We start from the raw sequence: 20,136 nt of genomic DNA, 5'->3' as shown, positions 1-20,136 counted from the left end.
GAGCGTGACCTACGTCATCGCGGAGCCTTGTGTCGACGTCAAGGACAAGGCATGCATCGAAGAGTGCCCCGTCGACTGCATCTACGAGGGCCAGCGGTCCTTGTACATCCACCCCGACGAGTGCGTCGACTGTGGTGCGTGTGAGCCGGTCTGCCCGGTCGAGGCCATCTTCTACGAGGACGACACTCCGGAAGAGTGGAAGGACTACTACAAGGCGAACGTCGAGTTCTTCGACGAGCTCGGTTCGCCCGGTGGTGCCTCCAAGCTGGGCCTGATCGAGCGTGATCACCCCTTCATCGCGGCGCTTCCGGCGGACATCAACCCGAGTCACTGACGACGGCCGGTACCGCCAGAACCGCCCCTCGGTCCCGTACGGCCCCCGTGCCGCGCGGGACCGAGCCGTTTGCCCGCGCGCACAGCCGGTACGTCCAGCACCAGTAGAGAGCAGAGAACACCGTGGCCGCAGTATCCGCACGTCTTCCCGCCTTCCCCTGGGACAAGCTGGAGCCGTACAAGAAGACGGCGGCGGCCCACCCGGACGGCATCGTGGACCTGTCCGTGGGCACGCCCGTGGACCCGGTCCCGCAGCTGGTCCAGGACGCCCTCGTCGCGGCCGCCGACTCCCCGGGCTACCCCACGGTGTGGGGCACCGTCGCGCTGCGCGACGCGATCACCGGCTGGCTGACGGGCCGCCTCGGCGCGAGCGCCGCCGGACACCGCAACGTCCTGCCGGTCGTCGGCTCCAAGGAGCTGGTGGCCTGGCTGCCGACCCAGCTGGGTCTGGGCGCCGGGGACAAGGTGGCGTACCCCCGGCTCGCGTACCCCACGTACGAGGTCGGCGCGCGGCTGTGCGGCGCGGAGGCGGTCGTCTACGACGACCCTACGGACCTCGACCCGGCCGGCGTGAAGCTGCTGTGGCTCAACTCCCCGTCCAACCCCACCGGCAAGGTCATCCCGAAGGAAGACCTGGTCCGGATCGTGGCCTGGGCGCGCGAGCACGGGATCCTGCTCTTCAGCGACGAGTGCTACCTGGAGCTGGGCTGGGACGCCGAGCCCGTCTCCGTCCTGCACGACGACGTCTGCGGCGGCTCGTACGAGGGCATCGTCGCGGTCCACTCGCTCTCCAAGCGCTCCAACCTGGCGGGCTACCGGGCCGCGTTCATCGCCGGTGACGCCGAGGTGCTCGGCGAGCTGCTGGAGATCCGCAAGCACGGCGGCATGATGACCCCGGCGCCGGTGCAGGCGGCCACGGTCGCCGCGCTCGGCGACGACGCGCACGTCGCGGAGCAGCGCGGGCGCTACGCGGCGCGGCGCGAGGCGCTGCGGGCGGCCCTGGAGGCGCACGGCTTCCGGGTCGAGCACAGCGAGGCCAGCCTGTACCTGTGGGTCACCCGGGACGAGCCCTGCTGGGACACGGTCGCCCACCTCGCCGAGCTGGGCATCCTGGTCGCGCCGGGCGATTTCTACGGTGCGGCGGGCGCGGAGTTCGTCCGCGTCGCCTTCACGGCGACGGACGAGCGCGTCGAAGCGGCGGTCAAGCGCCTCGCCTGACCCGGCGTCGGCGCGGCCGCGGTCCGCAGACGGCCCGAGGGGCCGGGAGTTCGCGCTCCCGGCCCCTCGGTGTTCCTGCGTGCGGCGGGTCAGCCGCCCAGCGGCAGGCCGCCGCCCAGCGGCAGGCCCTGGGTGGGGAGCCCCTGGGTGGGGAGCCCCTGGGTGGGGAGCGCGCCGGTCAGGCCGCTGGTCGGGACGGCGTCGGTGGGCAGCGCGCCGGTGGACAGGGCGTCGGTCGGCAGGGCGCCGGTGGGCAGCGCCTCGGTCGGCAGACCCTTGGCCGGCAGACCCTTGGCCGGCAGACCGCCGAGCAGGCCGGTCGCGGCGTCGGTGACCCCGGCGGGGGCGCCGGGTACGGCCTTGGCGGCGGTGTCCGTCGCGGTGGTGGCAGCGGCCTCACCGGCGCCGACCACGTCGCCCGCGGCGCCGGTGGCGTCCGAGGCGTCCGGGCTGACCGCGCCCAGCTGCGGCACGGACCCCAGGTCCGCGGCGCTGGCCGCGCCGGCCGCACCGACCACGGGAGCTGCCCCGGCTGCGAGCAGCAGCGCGGTACGGGCGATCCGGCGGGTCAGGGGGAGGGACATGATGCTCCTAAGCGGTAGCGGCTGAGTACGCCCTGTACAACCGCTCAGGGGGCGGGTGGAGTTGCGGAGACACCGGGTAAAGGATCAGTAACGCATCGTTTAATCGGCCTGCGCGCCAAGCTCATTGGAACCGCGCCCACCAGGGGTTCCGCCCTTCCGGAGGCGGATCGGGCCGCTGCCCGGTCACCCCCGCACGGGGGACGCCTCGTACAGGCGAGCCCACGGCGGCGGCGCGTCACTGGGCCACGAAGATCCGTACCGAGCCGTCCTCCGCGCGGTGGGGGTCGACGGCCCCGGTCTTGCCCTGCGGGCCGGCGGGCCCCAGCTGCTGCCACTCGCCCTTCGCCTGGCCCGCCACCCAGCTCGCCGGGCCGTACGAGACCCGGACGACTCCCATCCCGCGCGAGTTGGCCACCGCCCAGCCCGCCATCACCTTGCTGCCGCGCGCCGCGGAGGCCCCGCCGTCCTTCTTCTCGACGATGGTCACCTCGGCCTCCTTGACCTTCCCGGCCGCGTCCTGCGTACGGCGCGGCTCCGCCGGAGCGTTGTGCATCTTGGCCTTGGCGAAGATCCGGGTGAGCTCCGTGCGTACCTTCTCCGGGTCGCCCGGCGCGGTCGGCGCGGGCCCGCCGCAGGTCAGCTCGCCGTCCCCGGCGAAGGCCGCCGCCACCACGACCGCGTCCGTCTCGTGCTTCGCGTACGCCTCGGGGTAGCCGCTGCGCTGCACCTCCTGCGCGGCTTCCGTCAGCGGGAGCTGCGCGTACCCCTTGACCTCGACGAGGTGGTCGTAGAACTTCCCGGCCGAGTAGACCGGGTCCATGATCTGCTCCTCGGTGCCCCAGCCCATCGAGGTCCGCTGCTGGAACAGGCCCAGCGAATCCCGGTCGCCGTGGGGGAGGTTGCGCAGCCCCGACTCCTGCATCGCGGTCGCCAGCGCGATGGCCAGGGCCCGGTCCGGCAGGCCCTTGGCAACGCCGACCGCGGCTATGGTCGCCGCGTTGCCCGCCTGTTCCGGGGTCATGTCGACGCCGGTCGGACTCGTCCGCACGCTGGCCGTGCAGTGCGGCGCGCCGCCACCGCCGTTCGTGGTGTTGTACTGCACGGCGAAGTAGCCGATCAGCGCGAGCAGCACCAACACACCGGCGCACGTGAGCAGCGGCCGACGTCGGCGACGAGGACGGGGGGGATCGTTCCGGGTCACGGCGCCCACCGTACTTGAGCCATGTGACGCGTCCACCGGCCGGACGTGAGAGCTTCGCCGCAGTCCTGGGCATTAGGGTCAGGACCATGTCCGAATCCGAGCTGGACCTCACCCTGGACGCCGCCGAGCTGACCGCCCGGCTCGTCGACATCCCGTCCGTGAGCGGCGACGAAAAGGTCCTCGCCGACCTGGTGGAGCACGCGCTGCGCGCCCTGCCGCACCTCAGGGTCGACCGGTACGGCAACAACGTCGTGGCCCGTACGAACCTCGGCAGGGCCGAGCGCGTCGTCCTCGCCGGCCACCTCGACACCGTGCCGATCGCCGACAACGTCCCGTCCCGCCTGGACGAGAACGACGTCCTGTGGGGCTGCGGAACGACCGACATGAAATCCGGCGTCGCCGTACAGCTGCGCATCGCCGCGACCGTGCCCGAGCCCAACCGCGACCTCACCTTCGTCTTCTACGACCAGGAGGAGGTCGCCGCCGACCTCAACGGACTGGGCAAGGTCGCCGAGGCCCACCCCGACTGGCTGACCGGCGACTTCGCGGTCCTGCTGGAGCCGTCGAACGCCGAGGTCGAGGGCGGCTGCCAGGGCACCCTGCGCGTCCTGCTCCGCACGTCCGGCGAGCGCGCCCACTCCGCGCGCAGCTGGATGGGCTCCAACGCCATCCACGCGGCGGCCCCGATTCTCGCCAAACTCGCGGCGTACGAGCCCCGCAAGCCGGTGATCGACGGCCTGGAGTACCACGAGGGCCTGAACGCGGTCCGCATCGAGGGCGGCGTCGCCAACAACGTCATCCCCGACGCGTGCACGGTGACGGTCAACTTCCGCTTCGCCCCGGACCGCAGCATGGACGAGGCGATCGCCCACGTCCGGGAGGTCTTCGCGGACTGCGGCGTCGCCGAGTTCGTGATCGACGATTTCTCCGGCGGCGCCCTCCCCGGCCTCTCCCACCCCGCCGCGGCGGCGTTCATGGAGGCGGTCGGCGGCCGCGCCATGCCGAAGTTCGGCTGGACGGACGTCTCCCGCTTCAGCGCCCTCGGCGTTCCGGCGGTCAACTACGGCCCGGGCGACGCCCTGCTGGCCCACAAGGTCGACGAACGCGTGGAGACGAAGGCGATCCTCCACTGCGAGGAACGACTCCGCGCCTGGCTGACCTCCTGAATTCCGCTTCTCGTCACCTTTGTGCGCCTAGGCTGATCCAACGATCAGCAGGAGGGAGCACATCATGGGCAACCACCGCACTTCCGACGGGGACGCTCGTCGTCGGCCCGAGGAGCAGCAGCTCGGGCCGGTGCTGCGCAGGCGGAGCCAGGTACAGGCGGGCAGTACGACGGACCAGCGGCTGCTGGATTCCGCCGGGCCCACCGAGTGGGTGCACACCGATCCCTGGCGGGTCCTGCGCATCCAGTCGGAGTTCATCGAGGGCTTCGGCACGCTGGCGGAGCTGCCGCCGGCGATCAGCGTGTTCGGCTCGGCCCGTACGCCCGTCGGTTCGCCGGAGTACGAGGCCGGCGTGCGGATCGGCAGCGCGCTCGTGGAGGCGGGCTTCGCGGTGATCACGGGCGGCGGCCCGGGCGCGATGGAGGCCGCCAACAAGGGCGCCCGGGAGGCCAACGGGATCTCCGTGGGCCTGGGCATCGAGCTCCCCTTCGAGCAGGGGCTCAACCAGCACGTGGACCTCGGCCTGAACTTCCGGTACTTCTTCGTCCGCAAGACGATGTTCGTGAAGTACAGCCAGGGCTTCGTGGTCCTGCCGGGCGGACTCGGCACGCTGGACGAGCTGTTCGAGGCCCTGACCCTGGTCCAGACCCAGAAGATCACCCGGTTCCCGATCGTGCTGTTCGGGTCGGAGTACTGGTCGGGCCTGGTCGACTGGCTGAGGAACACGGTGATCGCGCAGGGCAAGGCCTCGGAGCGCGACCTCTACCTCTTCCACGTCACGGACGACGTGGACGAGGCCATCGCGCTGGTGACCAAGGAAGTCGGCAAGTAGCCGCGGCGGCAGCCGCTGCGCCGCCGCTACGCGAGCCCCCGGCGCGCCACCGCCGGGGGCCGGTGGCCCTGGATCGAGGCCACCATGTCCAAGATCTGCCTGGTCTCCGCGACCTCGTGGACCCGGTAGACCTGGGCGCCGAGCCAGGCCGAGACGGCCGTCGTGGCCAGGGTGCCCAGCAGGCGCTCCTTGACCGGCTTGTCGAGGGTCTCGCCGACGAAGTCCTTGTTGGACAGGGAGACCAGCACCGGCCAGCCGGTGTCCGTCATCTCGCCCAGCCGGCGCGTGGCCTCCAGCGAGTGGCGGGTGTTCTTCCCGAAGTCGTGGCCCGGGTCGATCATGATCGCGTCGCGCCGGACGCCGAGCGCGGCCGCGCGCTCCGCGAGCCCGACCGTGACCCGCAGGATGTCCTCCACCACGTCGTCGTACGTGATCCGGTGCGGCCGGGTGCGCGGCTCGACCCCGCCCGCGTGGGTGCAGACCAGGCCGACGCCGTGGCGGGCCGCGACCTCGGCCAGCTTCGGGTCCACCCCGCCCCAGGCGTCGTTCAGGACGTCGGCCCCGGCTTCGCAGACGGCCTCGCCGACCTCGTGCCGCCAGGTGTCGACGCTGATCACCACGTCCGGGTGACGGCGCCGCACCTCGGCCACGAAGCCGACCGTGCGCCGGGCCTCCTCGGCCGCGTCCACGTGCTCGCCCGGACCCGCCTTGACCCCGCCGATGTCGATGATCGCGGCGCCCTCGGCGACCGCCTGCTCGACCCGGTCCAGCGCGGGCTCGTCGCGGAACGTCGCACCCTGGTCGTAGAAGGAGTCCGGAGTCCGGTTCACGATGGCCATGATCACCGGCTCGTGGGTGTCGAACTCGCGCCTGCCCAGTCGCAGCATCCCGTTCTTTCCTCCTCCGGCGGCCCTCGCGCCTCGCTGCGACCTTAACCTGGTGGCCGGTGGCCCGATGTCTCTCAGGGAGTTGCTCGTGTTCTGGTTCTTGCTGATCGCGCTGGTCGTGGTCGTCGCGGCGGTCACCCTGGCCGTGGTGGGCGGTGGTTCCGAGGCCGTGCTGCCGGAGGCGGAGCCGGACCGGGTGGCCGACGCGCTGCCGGAGAGCCGCCCGGTCGTACGGGGCGACATCGACGCCCTGCGCCTGCCGGTCGCGCCGCGCGGGTACCGGATGGCCGAGGTGGACGACGTACTGGAACGGCTCGCGGCGGAGCTCGCCGAGCGGGACGTGCGGATCGCGGAGCTGACGGCCGCGGCCGCACAGGGCCGCGGCGCGCAGGCGCCGGGCAGCGCGGTCGACCTGCACAAGGACGCCCACCAGGAGGGGCAGTGACGGCGGTCGTGGGTCCGGACGGCGGCCTGCGCTGCCCCTGGGCGCTGGCCACCGAGGAGTACATCGCGTACCACGACACGGAGTGGGGGCGCGCGGTGCACGGGGACGACGGCCTGTACGAGCGGCTGTGCCTGGAGGCGTTCCAGTCGGGGCTGTCCTGGCTGACGATCCTGCGCCGGAGGGAGGGCTTCCGTAAGGCCTTCTCGGGGTTCGTGATCGCCGATGTCGCCGCCTTCGGACCGGCCGACGCGGAGCGGCTGCTCGCCGACGAGGGGATCATCCGCAACCGGGCCAAGATCGAGGCCACGCTCGCCAACGCGAAGGTGCTGGCCGAGTGGGAGCAGGGCGAACTGGACGCGCTGATCTGGTCGTACGCGCCGGAGCCGGGCCGCCCGGCCCCGAAGACGATCTCCGAGGTGCCGGCGGTGACGCCCGAGTCCACGGCCCTGTCCAAGGCGCTGAAGAAGGCGGGGATCCGGTTCGTCGGGCCCACGACCGCCTATGCGCTGATGCAGGCCTGCGGGCTGGTCAACGACCACCTGGCCGCCTGCGCCGCCCGTACCCCCGCCTGAGGCGCAGGAGGGCGGGGGCAGGCGGCGACGGGGGTGGCGGACTCAGCGGCCCAGGTACTTCGGCGGCTGCTTCGCGAGGAAGGCCTGGACGGCGATCGAGTGGTCCTCGGAGGAGCCCGCGCGGGCCTGCAGGGTGTCCTCGTGGGCCAGCGCCTCGGCCAGCGAGCGGGAGGCCCCGTAGGCGAGGGACTCCTTGAGGGCCGCGTAGGCCACCGTCGGGCCGGCCGCCAGGGTGCGGGCCACCGCCTCGGCCTCCGCGTGCAGGGAGTCCGAGGGGACCAGGCGGTTCACGATGCCGAGCTCGTACGCCTCCTGCGCCTTCACCGAGCGGGGGAAGAGCAGCAGGTCGGAGGCGCGGGAGGCGCCGATCAGGCGGGGGAGGGTCCAGGAGACGCCGGAGTCGGCGGTCAGCGCCACCCCCGCGAAGGAGGTGTTGAAGGAGGCCGTGTCGGCGACGACCCGGAAATCCGCCGCCAGTGCGAAGCCGAAGCCCGCCCCGGCCGCCACGCCGTTGACGCCCGCCACCACCGGCTTGGGCATCTCGGTCAGGGCGCGCACGATCGGGTTGTAGTGCTCCGCGACCGTGTTCATGGTCAGCGAGGAACCGCTCTCGCGGTCCGCCGCCAGGTTCCCGATGTGCTCCTTGAGGTCCTGGCCGACGCAGAACGCCCGGTTGCCGGCCGCCGTCAGCAGCACCGCGCGGACGGCCGGATCGGCGGCCGCCGCCTGGACCGCGTCGCGCAGCGCGACCTTGGCCTCGGTGTTCATCGCGTTCATGGCGTCGGGACGGTTGATCGTGATCTTCGCGAGTCCGTCGGTCACTTCGTAGAGCACGCTGTCGGCCATGGCAGGGGGTCCCCCTTCGTCGCGGGCTTGGCTACCGGCCGGTACCGGCCGGTGCAAGGGCCAGCATGGCGGACCGGACCGCTCCGGGGCATGTGATGTGCGTCAAAGAAAGCGGAGGGCGGACGCCGGGTGCGACGGCGAAGTATCGCAGGCACGTCCCCGAAATGAGTGGTTTTGGCCGAGCGCGTTGCGCAAGCGTTCCCTGCCGATGTTGGTCATCGGGTCCTGACATGCGGGATAATGGCCAAGAAGCAATGTGTTCGATGCCGGGTTCCAGGCGCCTGAATGGGGCCGTCGGCTGACGATGAGCTGGTTTCAGGAAGGGGAACGAGCATGGCGGCCATGAAGCCGCGGACGGGCGACGGCCCGCTCGAGGTCACCAAGGAGGGGCGGGGCATCGTCATGCGCGTACCGCTCGAGGGCGGCGGTCGGCTTGTCGTCGAGCTGACTCCGGACGAGGCGGACGCCCTGGGTGACGCCCTGAAGAAGGTCGTCGGCTAACCCGTCGGCAGCACCGCAGCACCACCAGCATTCTCTGCGCCGCCCCGGCCGCTTCCCGCGGTCGGGGCGGCGTTGTGTCATGTCCGGGTCCGGGGAGCCCGTCCCCGGCCGCCTCGCCCCGATCCGGCTCCTGGGCCGGGCCGGGTCCCGCCGAGCCGTACGGGCACTCAGCGCCGGACCGCGCACAGCAGGCCGTCGCCGACCGGGAGCAGGGCCGCCTCCAGCGCCGGGCTCTCGCGGACGCTGCGCAGCAGCTCCCGTACGCGCAGCACCTCGGTCTGCTGGGCCGCCCCGTCGACGGTGCGGCCGTCCGAGAAGACCCCCTCGAAGCACACCAGCCCGCCGGGGCGCAGCAGGCGCAACGATTCGGCGAGGTAGTCGAGGGACTCGGAGGGGTCGCCGTCGCAGAAGACGAGGTCGTACCCGCCGTCGGCGAGGCGGGGGAGTACGTCGAGTGCGCGGCCGGGGATGAACCGGGCGCGGTTGCCCGCGAAGCCGGCGGCGCGGAAGGCCTGGCGGGCGAAGGCCTGCCGGTCGGCCTCGGGATCCACGGTGGTCAGCACCCCGTCGGGGCGCATGCCGTGGAGGAGGTGGATGCCGGAGACGCCGGTGCCGGTGCCGATCTCGGCCACCGCCTTGGCGTCCGCGGTGGCGGCGAGCAGGCGCAGCGCGGCCCCGGTGCCCGGGGAGACGGAGCGCAGGCCCGCTTCCCTGGCCCGGTCGCGGGCCCACCGCAGAGCGTCGTCCTCGGCGACAAACGCGTCGGCGAACGCCCAGCTCGTCTGCCGGTTGCCGGTAATGACCCTCTCCTGTCCCCATAGTTGGCGCAACGGTGACTGTATCCGCTGACGTCGGGAACCCGCAGATGGGACCGGGCGTTGGAGAAAACAGCGGCGGATCGAACCAGCGAGGCGAAAAGGGGCGTATGGGCCGGGCACAGCCGGGATAGATGGGGCGGCAGCGGGCAGATCGACGGCCCGGCCAGTCGCAGGCACGTGCAAAGTTACTGCAAAAACGCTTATCCGGAGCTGACGGGAGGGGTGGCTATGGTAGGGACTCCAATGGACACCACCAGAGCCGATAGGGGAGGTGCGGCTGCGCCTGTGGATCGTGGAGGCGTATTCAGACGCCTCTTCTGGTCGGCGGGTGAGCCGAAATCCGTGACCAACATTGCTGACCGCTTCCACACCGCTGCCACCGCAACCACCGCGACCTTTGCCGCCGATGCGGGCACCCAGGCGTGGACCCCTCCTTCATGGGAGGAGATCGTCAGCACGCACAGTGCCCGGGTCTACCGCCTTGCCTACCGTCTGACGGGCAACCAGCACGACGCCGAGGACCTGACGCAGGAGGTCTTCGTCCGCGTCTTCCGCTCGCTGTCCACGTACACGCCGGGCACCTTCGAGGGCTGGCTGCACCGGATCACCACCAACCTGTTCCTCGACATGGTCCGCCGCAAGCAGCGGATCCGCTTCGACGCGCTCGCCGACGACGCAGCCGAGCGGCTGCCGAGCCGCGAGCCGTCCCCGCAGCAGGTCCTGCACGACACCCACTTCGACGCGGACGTGCAGCAGGCGCTGGACACCCTTGCGCCCGAGTTCCGCGCGGCCGTGGTGCTGTGCGACATCGAGGGCCTGTCGTACGAGGAGATCGCCGCGACGCTGGGCGTGAAGCTCGGCACCGTGCGCAGCCGTATCCACCGGGGCCGGTCGCACCTGCGCAAGGCGCTCAAGCACCGGTCCCCCGAGGCCCGGGCCGAGCAGCGGGCACTGGCGGGAGTGGCGGTGGGCGCGCCCGGCGCCGGGGGAGAGGGCGGAACCGAGTGAGCGGAGTCAGTCCCAGTCCCTCTCCTGCCGAACAGCACCTGGGCGACCGGCTGGCCGCCCTGGTCGACGGGGAACTGAGCCATGACGCGCGCGAGCGGGTCCTGGCCCATCTGGCCACGTGTGCCAAGTGCAAGGCCGAGGCCGATGCGCAGCGCCGCCTGAAGAGCCTGTTCGTCGAGAGCGCACCGCCGCCGCTGTCGGCCGGGCTGTTGGCCCGGTTGCAGGGGCTGCCGGGCGGCGGTCCCGACGGGCCGTCGGGTCCGTCTTCCGGTCCGCCGGGTCCGCCCGGCGCGGATCTCTTCGGGTACGTGGCTCCGGCCGCGCCGCAGCAGGGCTTCCGCATACACGAGGTGGGGCGGCCGCGCCGCCGCTTCGCGTTCGTGGCGGCCGGGGCGGTCTCGCTGGCCGCGATCGCGCTGGGCGGCTCGCTGCCGATCGACTCGCTGGATCCGACCGTACGGGGCGAGGCCCCGGCATCGCGTCCGGGCCCGGCGGTGTCGGTGACGGACGCGGTGGTCCGCGACCGCGCTCCCGGCCCCGGATTCGTGGCGGGCACGCGCCCCACGGCTCCCCTCCCCCCGGTGCATCCCTCGATCTCTCCCCGCCCCGTCTCCCTGACCCGCTGAGGTGCCGGGGGCCGGGGGCGGAGCCCCCGGTCGGCGGAGCACCTGGTTGAATCTGCGGCAGATGCGCCGCCCGGCGGTGCTACAGGTACCCCGGGGGAGCGCCCATGGCCGACCAGCAGCAGTCCGACACGGCCCCGACGTGGTGGAGCCGCCCCGCCGCCCCGCAAGCGGAACCGGAGGCGGCTCCGGGCCCGGCGGCCGAGCCCGCGCCGCAGGACCCCGAGGCCGCGGCGGGGCCCGGGTACGACCCCTGGGGCGAGCAGCCGCTGCAGGTGGTGGACCAGGGCAAGGCGACCGGCGGCGGCCACGTGGTACGGATGCGGCACGCCCTCGCGCTCGGGCTCGGCATCGCCCTGCTCGCCGGGGGCATCGGCGGGTGGCTCGGCGTGCTCGCCGAGCGGCAGAGCAGCACGCGCCTCGAACTGCCCCAGGCCGCCGTCGAGAACAAGGGCCGAGCCCCCGAGAGCGTGGCCGGGATCGCCGCCACCGCGCTGCCCGGAGTCGTCACCCTCCACGTACGCGGCAGCACCGGCAGCGGTACCGGAACCGGGTTCGTCCTCGACGGTCAGGGCCACATCCTGACCAACAACCACGTCGTCTCCGACGCCAAGGACATAACGGTCACCTTCAGCACCGGCGAGAGCGTCACCGCCGAGCTGGTCGGCCGCGACAGCGGCTACGACCTGGCCGTGGTCAAGGTCGAAGGCGTACGGGGCCTGCAGCCGCTCTCCCTCGGGAATTCCGAGAACGTGAAGGTCGGCGACCCGGTCGTGGCCATCGGCGCGCCCTTCGACCTCTCCAACACCGTCACAGCCGGCATCATCAGCGCCACCGGCCGGCCCATCACCGCCGGCGGCGACAAGGGCGACGGCAGCGACATCAGTTACGTCGACGCCCTCCAGACCGACGCCCCCATCAACCCCGGCAACTCCGGCGGCCCGCTCCTCGACGCCAAGGCCCGCGTGATCGGCATCAACAGTGCGATCCGGGGGGCGGACGCGGGCGGCGACGGCGCAGAGCGCGCGAAGCAGAGCGGCAGCATCGGGCTCGGCTTCGCCATCCCGGTCAACCAGGGCAAGCGCGTCGCCGAGGAGCTGATCCGCACCGGCCGCGCCACCCACCCCGTCATCGGCGTCACCCTCGACATGGAGTACACCGGCGACGGGGCCCGCGTCGCCGCCAAGGGCGAGGGAGGCAAGCCCGCCGTCACCCCCGACGGCCCCGGGGCCCGGGCCGGGATCCAGGGCGGCGACGTGATCACCAAGGTGGACGGTGTGCGCGTGCACGGCGGCGACGAACTCGTCATCAAGATCCGCGCCCACCGCCCGGGCGATCCGCTCACCCTGACCGTGCTGCGCGACGGCCGCGAGCGCACCCTGGAACTGGTCCTCGGTTCGGCGAACGGATCATGACCAGATGGAGAATCCGGGGCTGATGCGGCACCGATGTACGGGCCCGCAGACGAGGCCGGGTACCGTGTGTCGTGGCCCGAAGTGAAAAGAGCCGAGGAGCGGCAAGGTGTTCAACGACATAGGCGCACTCGAGCTGGTCACGATCGTGGTGCTCGCCATCCTCATCTTCGGCCCGGACAAGCTGCCGAAGGTGATCCAGGACGTCACCGGGGTCATCCGGAAGATCCGCGCGTTCTCCGACAGCGCGAAGCAGGACATCCGGTCCGAACTCGGCCCCGAGTTCAAGGACTTCGAGTTCGAGGACCTGAACCCGAAGACGTTCCTGCGCAAGCAGCTGAGCGAGAACGAGGACCTGCAGGAGATCCGCAGCACCTTCGATCTCCGCAAGGAGCTGAACGACGTCACCGACGCCGTGAACAGCCGTGAGGCGGACCCGGCCCCGGCCGCCGCGACCACCTCCGCCGCGCCCGCCGCCACCGGCCCGGACCTGCTGAAGAAGCCCGCCGCCCCGGCCGCCGAGCAGCGCACCTCGTACGACGCCGACGCCACCTGAGACACCCCCTGGTTTCGAGCCTTCCGGGCGATTCGGGGTCCGGTGGCTATCCTCCATGAGTCCGGACCCAGGACGCCCCAGGGTGGGGGTCCCCCCGACGACACGTGGGGGAGGGCGCGTTCCGGACCCCACGGAACGAGAGGCCGCATCGATGGAGACGACGAGCAGTAGCCGGGTAGGGGTGCAGCCCGCCGAGGCGCCCGCTGCCGCTGCCGCACCAGCCGCGCAGACGCAGCCCGCGCCGGCCGAGACCGGTGCACCCCCGCAGCCGGCGCCCGCGCAGCCCCAGGAGGCCGCCGCGCCCGTCCCGGCGGCCCGCCGGACGGCGGAGGGGTACCTGCGGGCCGATTTCCCCTGGTACGGGCTGGACGGGGCCTTCAGCGGCCCGCGCTGGCTCATGCAGGTGGGCACCGGGGCCGACGGCACCGTCGAGCACGGTTCCACCGGCCACGGCGACGAGCCCTCCGCGCGCGGAGAGCTCGCGACCGGCGAGAAGGAGCGCTTCGCGGTGGTCGTCACCGTCGCGAGCAACCCGCTGCGCCGCAGCAGCGACGGCACCGGCGTCCTGGAGGCCACCTCGGTCTCCTCGGCGGCCTGGCTGGCCGGCTCGGGGCTGCTGGCGTACAGCTGGCCGGGGCAGATGGACCACACCCTGCGCGACGACTGGCTCGACCAGCAGACCGAGGCCGCGTGGGAGCTCGCCGACGACCTCGCGGGGCCGGACTGGTCGACGCTGTCGCTCCCGGTCGACGGGGAGCCGACGCCGTTCCACTACCGCGAGTCGGAGTTCGGCTGGGTCCTGGCCGGGTCGACGAAGGGCGGCGTGCACGTGGGTGCGTACGGGCGGGGGATGAGCGCGTACGGACTCGGCTTCTCGGTGATCGGCGACATCGCGTCGTACGAGTAGCCCGGGTACGGGAAAGGGCACCGCCGGCCGGCGGTGCCCTCCTCGCTCAGAACGTGCTCAGAACTTGTTGCGCGGGGTGATGCCCAGGGACATGCCGGCCAGGCCGCGGGCGCGGCCGCCGAGCTTGCCCGCGATGGAGCGCAGCGCCGCGCCGGCCGGGGAGTCCGGGTCCGACAGGACGACCGGCCTGCCCTCGTCGCCGCCCTCGCGCAGCCGTACGTCGATCGGGATCGAGCCGAGCACCGGCACCGCCGCGCCGACCGTCTTCGTCAGGCCGTCGGCGACCTTCTGGCCACCGCCCGAGCCGAACACGTCGACCATCTCGTCGCAGTGCGGGCACGGCAGCCCGGACATGTTCTCGACGACGCCGACGATCTTCTGGTGCGTCTGCACCGCGATCGAGCCGGCCCGCTCCGCGACCTCGGCCGCCGCCTGCTGCGGGGTGGTCACGACCAGGATCTCCGCGTTCGGCACCAGCTGCGCGACCGAGATCGCGATGTCGCCCGTACCCGGCGGCAGGTCCAGCAGCAACACGTCCAGGTCGCCCCAGAACACGTCCGCCAGGAACTGCTGCAGCGCCCGGTGGAGCATCGGGCCGCGCCACACCACCGGCGCGTTGCCCGGCGTGAACATGCCGATGGAGATGACCTTCACGCCGTTCGCCGACGGCGGCATGATCATGTTCTCGACCTGGGTCGGGCGGCCCTCCACGCCCAGCATGCGCGGCACGCTGTGGCCGTAGATGTCCGCGTCGACGACGCCGACCTTCAGACCGTCCGCGGCCATCGCCGCGGCCAGGTTCACCGTCACCGACGACTTGCCGACGCCGCCCTTGCCGGACGCCACCGCGTAGACGCGGGTCAGCGAGCCCGGCTTGGCGAACGGGACCTCGCGCTCGGCGGTGCCGCCGCGCAGAGTCGCCGCCAGCTCCTTGCGCTGCTCGTCGCTCATCACGTCCAGCGTGACCGCGACCGAGGTGACGCCCGCGACCCGCTCGACGGCCTCGGTGACGTTCTTGGTGATCGTCTCGCGCATGGGGCAGCCCGACACCGTGAGGTAGACCGTGACCGCGACCTCGCCGCCATCGCCGATCTCCACCGATTTGACCATGCCGAGCTCGGTGATCGGCCGGTGGATCTCGGGGTCGTTCACCGTCGCCAGCGCGTCGAGGATCGCGTCCTGCTCAGGCACGGCGGCGGAGCTTGTGTCGGTAGCCATGTCCCGATGGTACGGCTCGGTAGCCTGCCTCAGGAAAGGCCGCTAGCGGTCGCCTTCGTCACTCTCCTCCGGGAATAGCCGCCGCTCGTCCATCTCCTTGATCAGGTCCTGGAACTCCGACCGGATCCAGTCGCGGGTCGCGACCTCGCCCAGGCCCATCCGCAGCGCCGCGATCTCCCGGGTCAGGTACTCGGTGTCGGCGATGGAGCGTTCGTTCTGCTTGCGGTCCTGCTCCAGGTTGACCCGGTCGCGGTCGTCCTGCCGGTTCTGCGCGAGCAGGATCAGCGGAGCCGCGTACGAGGCCTGCAGCGACAGCATCAGCGTCAGGAAGATGAACGGGTACTCGTCGAACCGCAGGTGCTGCGGCGCGAAGATGTTCCACAGCACCCAGACGATGATGACCAGCGTCATGTAGACGATGAACCGGCCCGTGCCGAGGAACCGCGCCACCCGCTCCGACAGCCGCCCGAACGCCTCCGGGTCGTACACCGGAAGCAGCCGCCGCCGGTCCGGCCGGGGCTGGTCCAGGCGCACCCGCGTCGACCGCGTCAGCGCGGTCGACCCGGTCGGGGAAGCGGCCGCCCTGGACCGCAGCCGCTCGGCGGACTCCTCCTCCCGGCCCGTGAGCCCCTGCTCGCGCGCGTACTCACGGGCGTGCTCGCGCGCCAGCTCGCGCCGCACGCGGATCTGCTCACGGCGGCGTTCGCGCGCCGGCTCGCCCCGTCGGTCACTGCCCACTGGAGACCTCCTCGGCGTGGAAGTCCGTCTCCCGCCAGTCGTCCGGCAGCAGGTGGTCCAGTACGTCGTCCACGGTCACCGCGCCCAGCAGCGAGCCGCTCTCGTCCACCACCGGTACAGCGACCATGTTGTAGGCGGCGAGGTAGCTCGTCACCTGGGGCAGCGAGGCGTCCGGACGCAGCGGCGGCAGGTCCGTGTCCACGATCGAGCTCACCAGCGTGAACGGGGGGTCCCGCAGCAGCCGCTGGAAGTGCACCGTGCCCAGGTACTTGCCCGTGGGCGTCTCGTCCGGCGGCCGGCACACGTACACCTGCGCGGCCAGCGCCGGCGACAGGTCCGACTGCCGGACGCGGGCCAGCGCGTCCGCGACCGTCGCGTCGGGCCGCAGCACGATCGGCTCCGTCGTCATCAGACCGCCCGCGGTGTTCTCCTCGTACGACAGCAGGCGCCGCACGTCGGCCGCGTCGTTCGGCTGCATCAGCGTCAGCAGCCGCTCCTTGTCGTCCTCCGGGAGCTCCGAGAGCAGGTCGGCCGCGTCGTCCGGGTCCATCGCCTCCAGGACGTCGGCGGCGCGCTCCTCCTTCAGCTTGCCGAGGATCTCCACCTGCTCGTCCTCGGGCAGCTCCTCCATGACGTCCGCGAGCCGGTCGTCGTCGAGCGCGTTGGCCACCTCGGCGCGCCGCTTCGGCGACAGGTGGTGCAGGACGTTCGCCACGTCGGCCGGGCGCATCTGCTCGAACGTGGCCACCAGGTTCTCGGCGCCCTGGCCCTCCTCCTCCAGCGAGAAGCCGGTCACCGCCGACCACTCCACGGTCAGGGTCTCGCCGCGCCGGCGCAGCGCGCCGCTCTTGCCCTTGCGCACGAAGATCTTGTCGATCTCCCAGTCGCGGCGGGCCGGCAGCTGCTGGATGGCCACGTCGAGGACGGTGACCTCCTCGCCGGTGGCCCCCAGCGTCACCCGGCGGTCCAGCAGTTCGCCGAGGACCAGGCGCTCGGTGGGCCGCTGCTCGAAGCGGCGCATGTTGACGACACCGGTGGTGATGACCTGTCCGGACTCCACGCCCGTGACCCGGGTCATCGGGAGGAAGATCCGGCGCCGGCTGACCACCTCGACCACCAGGCCCAGCAGCCGCGGCGGACGCCCGCCGACGCGCAGCATCGCGACGAGGTCGCGGACGCGGCCGACCTGGTCGCCGTTGGGGTCGAACACGGGCACACCCGACAGATGCGAGACGAAGATCCGCGGGGCGCCACCAGCCATGCGAGCGCCTCCTAGAGCGTCGATCCTCAGTCCTGCCGCCCCTCAGGCTAGCCCGTGGCCAGGGAGAGCGTCCTGGTGGGGCGGTCCGCCCGTGGGTACGGCCGACCACCCGCCCGGTGCGGTGGCTACGGGCGGGTACGCTGCCTGCTGCTCCAAGACGCACGACGAGAGGCACCTGCCCGTGACCGCCTACCTCCCCGCCGTTCGGCTGCGCCGGGCGGCCTTCGCCGGTGTCCTGTTCGCGGGCCTGGCCGTCGCCGGCACGGGCTGCGGCGCGGACCCGGACGAGGGCACCAACGGGGTCGGCAAGCTCTCCGCCGACCAGATCGAGGACAAGGCGAAGGCCGCGGCCGGCGCCGCCGCCTCGGTGCACCTGTCCGGCACGCTCGTCAGCGGCGGCAAGTCCTTCACGCTCGACATGCGGCTGGGCAAGGACGGCGGCTCCGGCGAGGTGAAGTCGCAGGAGGACACCTTCCAGGTGCTGCGCGTGGGCGAGCAGCTCTACCTCAAGGCGAGCGCCACCTTCTGGGGCAAGTCCGACTCGGCCGGCAAGCTCGGCGACAAGTACGTGAAGGTGCCCCAGGGCGACCCCACGTACAAGCAGTTCCGCGGGTTCACCGACATGCAGGTGCTGCTCGACGGGCTGCTCGGACTCGACGGCAAGCTCGCCAAGGAGGACGACTACACCAAGGTCGGGCACACCCGCGCGGTCCTGGTCACGGCGGACAAGGGCAAGGGCGGCAAGCTGTCGGTCTCCCTGGAGGGGACCCCGTACCCGATGCGCCTGGAGCGGGCCGGCGGGGCCGGGCAGGTCGACCTCGCGGAGTGGGGCAAGACCTTCCCGCTGGAGGCGCCGGCGCAGGACCAGACCGTCGACTACGGCACCCAGATGCCGACGACCAAGGACCAGGGCGGGGGCTCCGCCCCGTCGCCGAGCCCGAGCAAGAGCTCGGGACAGGGCTCGAACCCGACCAAGTAGCGGTACGGGGTACCGACGGGCGCGGGGGTGCGGACTCCCCTCAGCGGGCCGCCTTCTTCCGCTTGAACAGCAGCTTCGGCAGCCCGGCCGGGACGGGCCGGCGGGTGACCGCCGGCGAGCCCAGCGGGGTCGCCGCCAGCGATCCGCCGGGCAGGTCCGTGCTCGCCGCCACCGGCTCCAGCCGCAGCAGCCGGCACTCGCGCGCCCACCGCTCGGTCATCCGCTCCGAGTCGGGCGCGTTCAGCCGCTTCCCCTTCAGCTCGGCCACGGCGGCCTGCCACTCCTCGCTGCGGGGCGGGAGCTCGCGTACGGCCGCCGTCCAGGCGACCAGCCGGCCGCCCTTGTCCTTGCTGCGCACGGTCACCTCGGCGGTCCCGCCGTCCGCGAGCCCCGGGAAGGGCTGCTCCCCGGGTCCGTCGCCCAGTACGTGGGCCGCGCCGTCGACCCAGGCGTGCCACAGGGCCCGGTCGGCCCCGGAGCCGCGGACCCAGATCAGGCCGGACTTCTTGGTGGCCTCCTCGACGAGGGCCAGGTCGAGCGCGCTGAGAGTCATGCGCAACAGAGTAGGGGGTGGCCTGGGACCCGGCTTCGGGCCCGGCATGATCCGAAAGACACGGCCTAGAGCCAGCCGTGGCGGCGCAGCGCGCGGTGGATGGTGAAGCAGATGCCGACGATGGTGGCCATCACCATCGGGTAGCCGTACTTCCACTGGAGCTCGGGCATGTGGTCGAAGTTCATCCCGTAGACCCCGCAGATCATCGTCGGTACGGCGATGATCGCCGCCCACGAGGTGATCTTGCGCATGTCCTCGTTCTGCGCGACGGTCGCCTGCGCCAGATTGGCCTGGAGGATCGAGTTCAGGAGCTCGTCGAAGCCGATGACCTGCTCGTGCACGCGAGCCAGGTGGTCGGCGACGTCGCGGAAGTACTTCTGGATGTCCGGGTCCACCAGCCGCATCGGACGCTCGCTCAGCAGCTCCATCGGCCGCAGCATCGGGGAGACGGCCCGCTTGAACTCCAGCACCTCGCGCTTGAGCTGGTAGATGCGGCCCGCGTCCCCGCCGCGCGCACTGCCCTTGGCGGGCGCGGCGAACACCGCGCTCTCCACCTCGTCGATGTCGTCCTGGACGGCCGCCGCGACCGCGATGTACCCGTCGACGACGTGGTCGGCGATGGAGTGCAGGACGGCCGAGGGGCCCTTGGCGAGCAGTTCGGGGTCGTCCTGGAGGCGGTGGCGCAGGGACCGCAGGGAGCCCTGGCCGCCGTGCCGGACCGTGATGACGAAGTCGGGGCCGGTGAAGCACATCACCTCGCCGGTCTCCACCACCTCGCTGGTGGCGGTCAGTTCGGCGTGCTCCACGTAGTGGATCGTCTTGAAAACGGTGAAGAGCGTGTCGTCGTAGCGCTCCAGCTTCGGCCGCTGGTGCGCGTGCACCGCGTCCTCCACGGCGAGCGGGTGCAGGCCGAAGGTGGCGGCGATCCCCGCGAACTCGGCCTCGGTCGGCTCGTGCAGGCCGATCCAGGCGAACCCGCCGCTCTCGCGGACGCGGGCCATCGCCTCACGCGGGGTCAGACAGGCCGATCCCAGGGCGCGTCGGCCGTCGCGGTACACGGCGCAGTCGACGACCGCGCTGCTCGCGGACGGGTCGCGGGTGGTGTCGTAGCCGGGCTGGGACGGGGTGGACCTGCGCAGGGCCGGGCGTACGGCGGCACGCAGGTAGGGCAGCATCGACATGGCAGGCTCCTTCGCACGCACGGCTGCGGACCGTACGGGTGGGAGGTCCCTTCCGAGTGGCACGGCCGCGGCAGGCGGGCAGGCCCGGGGCGGACGGAAGGAACAGGACGGGAGGACAAAGTTCCGCCGTCGCTCTTCTACTGATCAGATGATCAAACGGGCGGGAACGTGCCCGTGGTGCCCGTACAAGGAGTGGAAGAGCGATTGGTACTGCACGATCGACTTCGATCCATTGCAGCCCCACCTCCTCCGGCCGGTCCTCCGTGGAGGACGTCCTGTCGTCGGCTGCCCCGAAAC

General features: G+C 72.2%; 23 protein-coding genes. 13 read left to right on the top strand and 10 right to left on the bottom strand.

Annotation, left to right across the window (positions count from 1 at the left end; all coding sequences use genetic code 11):
• Positions 1 to 4 precede the first annotated feature (4 nt).
• Together fdxA and dapC are read left to right on the top strand one after the other, a co-directional pair.
• Positions 5 to 334, top strand: coding sequence for a ferredoxin (gene fdxA, locus ACIQU4_RS02985; protein ID WP_030868357.1), 330 nt, complete (start codon positions 5 to 7; stop codon positions 332 to 334).
• Positions 335 to 456: 122 nt separating this feature from the next.
• Positions 457 to 1,551, top strand: coding sequence for a succinyldiaminopimelate transaminase (gene dapC / locus ACIQU4_RS02980; RefSeq protein WP_403724984.1), 1,095 nt, complete (start codon positions 457 to 459; stop codon positions 1,549 to 1,551).
• Between the two features lie 89 nt (positions 1,552 to 1,640).
• Here dapC and ACIQU4_RS02975 read toward each other — a convergent pair whose 3' ends face one another.
• Both ACIQU4_RS02975 and ACIQU4_RS02970 read right to left on the bottom strand, forming a co-directional pair.
• A complete protein-coding gene (locus ACIQU4_RS02975; protein WP_403724982.1) occupies positions 1,641 to 2,135 on the bottom strand; it encodes an ATP-binding protein in 495 nt (164 codons plus the stop codon).
• Positions 2,136 to 2,370: 235 nt separating this feature from the next.
• Positions 2,371 to 3,336, bottom strand: a complete 966-nt coding sequence (locus ACIQU4_RS02970) for a hypothetical protein (protein WP_403724981.1) — start codon at positions 3,334 to 3,336, stop codon at positions 2,371 to 2,373.
• 86 nt (positions 3,337 to 3,422) lie between these two features.
• On the opposite strand from ACIQU4_RS02970, the gene dapE reads away from it, so the two are divergent.
• Together dapE and ACIQU4_RS02960 are read left to right on the top strand one after the other, a co-directional pair.
• On the top strand, positions 3,423 to 4,502 hold the full coding sequence (dapE, locus tag ACIQU4_RS02965; protein WP_403724979.1) for a succinyl-diaminopimelate desuccinylase: 1,080 nt from the start codon (positions 3,423 to 3,425) through the stop codon (positions 4,500 to 4,502).
• A gap of 64 nt (positions 4,503 to 4,566) precedes the next feature.
• Positions 4,567 to 5,334 (top strand): TIGR00730 family Rossman fold protein, encoded by a 768-nt coding sequence (locus ACIQU4_RS02960; protein WP_403724976.1) that lies wholly within the window; start codon positions 4,567 to 4,569, stop codon positions 5,332 to 5,334.
• Between the two features lie 26 nt (positions 5,335 to 5,360).
• Here the strand turns inward: ACIQU4_RS02960 and folP are convergent, their stop codons facing one another.
• Positions 5,361 to 6,221, bottom strand: a complete 861-nt coding sequence (folP, locus tag ACIQU4_RS02955) for a dihydropteroate synthase (RefSeq protein ID WP_403724974.1) — start codon at positions 6,219 to 6,221, stop codon at positions 5,361 to 5,363.
• 82 nt (positions 6,222 to 6,303) lie between these two features.
• On the opposite strand from folP, the gene ACIQU4_RS02950 reads away from it, so the two are divergent.
• Positions 6,304 to 6,666 (top strand): DivIVA domain-containing protein, encoded by a 363-nt coding sequence (locus ACIQU4_RS02950; RefSeq protein WP_403725957.1) that lies wholly within the window; start codon positions 6,304 to 6,306, stop codon positions 6,664 to 6,666.
• A complete protein-coding gene (locus ACIQU4_RS02945; protein WP_403724971.1) occupies positions 6,663 to 7,238 on the top strand; it encodes a DNA-3-methyladenine glycosylase I in 576 nt (191 codons plus the stop codon). Before ACIQU4_RS02950 ends, ACIQU4_RS02945 begins: the two co-directional genes overlap by 4 nt.
• Before the next feature lie 42 nt (positions 7,239 to 7,280).
• Here the strand turns inward: ACIQU4_RS02945 and ACIQU4_RS02940 are convergent, their stop codons facing one another.
• On the bottom strand, positions 7,281 to 8,084 hold the full coding sequence (locus ACIQU4_RS02940; RefSeq protein ID WP_403724970.1) for an enoyl-CoA hydratase/isomerase family protein: 804 nt from the start codon (positions 8,082 to 8,084) through the stop codon (positions 7,281 to 7,283).
• A gap of 333 nt (positions 8,085 to 8,417) precedes the next feature.
• On the opposite strand from ACIQU4_RS02940, the gene ACIQU4_RS02935 reads away from it, so the two are divergent.
• On the top strand, positions 8,418 to 8,585 hold the full coding sequence (locus tag ACIQU4_RS02935) for a DUF3117 domain-containing protein (RefSeq protein ID WP_003966491.1): 168 nt from the start codon (positions 8,418 to 8,420) through the stop codon (positions 8,583 to 8,585).
• Between the two features lie 167 nt (positions 8,586 to 8,752).
• On the opposite strand, the gene ACIQU4_RS02930 is transcribed toward ACIQU4_RS02935, so the two are convergent.
• Positions 8,753 to 9,415 carry an O-methyltransferase gene (locus tag ACIQU4_RS02930; RefSeq protein ID WP_030153432.1) on the bottom strand — a complete coding sequence of 221 codons (663 nt, stop codon included), beginning with the start codon at positions 9,413 to 9,415 and terminating at the stop codon, positions 8,753 to 8,755.
• 216 nt (positions 9,416 to 9,631) lie between these two features.
• On the opposite strand from ACIQU4_RS02930, the gene sigE reads away from it, so the two are divergent.
• From sigE to ACIQU4_RS02905, 5 genes are all read left to right on the top strand, one after another.
• Positions 9,632 to 10,411, top strand: a complete 780-nt coding sequence (sigE, locus tag ACIQU4_RS02925) for an RNA polymerase sigma factor SigE (RefSeq protein ID WP_403724968.1) — start codon at positions 9,632 to 9,634, stop codon at positions 10,409 to 10,411.
• Positions 10,408 to 11,037: a zf-HC2 domain-containing protein gene (locus ACIQU4_RS02920; protein ID WP_403724965.1), complete on the top strand. Its 630-nt coding sequence runs from the start codon at positions 10,408 to 10,410 to the stop codon at positions 11,035 to 11,037. Before sigE ends, ACIQU4_RS02920 begins: the two co-directional genes overlap by 4 nt.
• A gap of 104 nt (positions 11,038 to 11,141) precedes the next feature.
• Positions 11,142 to 12,449: a S1C family serine protease gene (locus tag ACIQU4_RS02915; RefSeq protein WP_403724963.1), complete on the top strand. Its 1,308-nt coding sequence runs from the start codon at positions 11,142 to 11,144 to the stop codon at positions 12,447 to 12,449.
• 106 nt (positions 12,450 to 12,555) lie between these two features.
• The gene (locus ACIQU4_RS02910) at positions 12,556 to 13,002 is read left to right on the top strand and encodes a sec-independent translocase (protein WP_403724960.1); all 447 of its coding nucleotides are present in this window, start codon (positions 12,556 to 12,558) and stop codon (positions 13,000 to 13,002) included.
• Positions 13,003 to 13,153: 151 nt separating this feature from the next.
• Positions 13,154 to 13,909: a hypothetical protein gene (locus ACIQU4_RS02905; RefSeq protein WP_403724957.1), complete on the top strand. Its 756-nt coding sequence runs from the start codon at positions 13,154 to 13,156 to the stop codon at positions 13,907 to 13,909.
• 57 nt (positions 13,910 to 13,966) lie between these two features.
• On the opposite strand, the gene ACIQU4_RS02900 is transcribed toward ACIQU4_RS02905, so the two are convergent.
• From ACIQU4_RS02900 to ACIQU4_RS02890, 3 genes are all read right to left on the bottom strand, one after another.
• Positions 13,967 to 15,082, bottom strand: coding sequence for an Mrp/NBP35 family ATP-binding protein (locus ACIQU4_RS02900; protein ID WP_385584095.1), 1,116 nt, complete (start codon positions 15,080 to 15,082; stop codon positions 13,967 to 13,969).
• A gap of 87 nt (positions 15,083 to 15,169) precedes the next feature.
• Positions 15,170 to 15,721 carry a DUF1003 domain-containing protein gene (locus ACIQU4_RS02895; RefSeq protein WP_403725955.1) on the bottom strand — a complete coding sequence of 184 codons (552 nt, stop codon included), beginning with the start codon at positions 15,719 to 15,721 and terminating at the stop codon, positions 15,170 to 15,172.
• A gap of 133 nt (positions 15,722 to 15,854) precedes the next feature.
• Entirely contained in the window at positions 15,855 to 17,126 is a 1,272-nt protein-coding gene (locus ACIQU4_RS02890; protein ID WP_403724954.1) for a magnesium transporter MgtE N-terminal domain-containing protein, read from the bottom strand.
• A gap of 181 nt (positions 17,127 to 17,307) precedes the next feature.
• Between ACIQU4_RS02890 and ACIQU4_RS02885 the strand changes: the two genes are divergently transcribed.
• Complete coding sequence (locus tag ACIQU4_RS02885; RefSeq protein WP_403724951.1) at positions 17,308 to 18,105, top strand: hypothetical protein; 798 nt, start codon at positions 17,308 to 17,310, stop codon at positions 18,103 to 18,105.
• Between the two features lie 40 nt (positions 18,106 to 18,145).
• Here ACIQU4_RS02885 and ACIQU4_RS02880 read toward each other — a convergent pair whose 3' ends face one another.
• Together ACIQU4_RS02880 and ACIQU4_RS02875 are read right to left on the bottom strand one after the other, a co-directional pair.
• A complete protein-coding gene (locus tag ACIQU4_RS02880; RefSeq protein ID WP_403724949.1) occupies positions 18,146 to 18,658 on the bottom strand; it encodes a hypothetical protein in 513 nt (170 codons plus the stop codon).
• Positions 18,659 to 18,723: 65 nt separating this feature from the next.
• Positions 18,724 to 19,839 (bottom strand): magnesium and cobalt transport protein CorA, encoded by a 1,116-nt coding sequence (locus tag ACIQU4_RS02875; RefSeq protein ID WP_403724946.1) that lies wholly within the window; start codon positions 19,837 to 19,839, stop codon positions 18,724 to 18,726.
• Between the last annotated feature and the right edge of the window lie 297 nt (positions 19,840 to 20,136).

Origin of the sequence: Streptomyces sp. NPDC090741 (assembly GCF_044769045.1) — a bacterium.
Taxonomy (GTDB): Bacteria; Actinomycetota; Actinomycetes; order Streptomycetales; family Streptomycetaceae; genus Streptomyces.
The sequence above is the reverse complement of the archived record's forward strand: the minus strand, read 5'-3'. Positions and strand labels throughout refer to the sequence as shown.

What these genes read in the sequence shown, in the direction of transcription:
- ACIQU4_RS02915 (WP_403724963.1), top strand. Translation starts at nt 11,142, where the DNA reads ATGGCCGACCAGCAGCAGTCCGACACGGCCCCGACGTGGTGGAGCCGC.
- ACIQU4_RS02940 (WP_403724970.1), bottom strand. Translation starts at nt 8,084, where the DNA reads ATGGCCGACAGCGTGCTCTACGAAGTGACCGACGGACTCGCGAAGATC.
- ACIQU4_RS02960 (WP_403724976.1), top strand. Translation starts at nt 4,567, where the DNA reads ATGGGCAACCACCGCACTTCCGACGGGGACGCTCGTCGTCGGCCCGAG.
- ACIQU4_RS02975 (WP_403724982.1), bottom strand. Translation starts at nt 2,135, where the DNA reads ATGTCCCTCCCCCTGACCCGCCGGATCGCCCGTACCGCGCTGCTGCTC.
- ACIQU4_RS02935 (WP_003966491.1), top strand. Translation starts at nt 8,418, where the DNA reads ATGGCGGCCATGAAGCCGCGGACGGGCGACGGCCCGCTCGAGGTCACC.
- sigE (WP_403724968.1), top strand. Translation starts at nt 9,632, where the DNA reads ATGGTAGGGACTCCAATGGACACCACCAGAGCCGATAGGGGAGGTGCG.
- ACIQU4_RS02905 (WP_403724957.1), top strand. Translation starts at nt 13,154, where the DNA reads ATGGAGACGACGAGCAGTAGCCGGGTAGGGGTGCAGCCCGCCGAGGCG.
- ACIQU4_RS02875 (WP_403724946.1), bottom strand. Translation starts at nt 19,839, where the DNA reads ATGTCGATGCTGCCCTACCTGCGTGCCGCCGTACGCCCGGCCCTGCGC.
- ACIQU4_RS02880 (WP_403724949.1), bottom strand. Translation starts at nt 18,658, where the DNA reads ATGACTCTCAGCGCGCTCGACCTGGCCCTCGTCGAGGAGGCCACCAAG.
- dapE (WP_403724979.1), top strand. Translation starts at nt 3,423, where the DNA reads ATGTCCGAATCCGAGCTGGACCTCACCCTGGACGCCGCCGAGCTGACC.
- ACIQU4_RS02890 (WP_403724954.1), bottom strand. Translation starts at nt 17,126, where the DNA reads ATGGCTGGTGGCGCCCCGCGGATCTTCGTCTCGCATCTGTCGGGTGTG.
- folP (WP_403724974.1), bottom strand. Translation starts at nt 6,221, where the DNA reads ATGCTGCGACTGGGCAGGCGCGAGTTCGACACCCACGAGCCGGTGATC.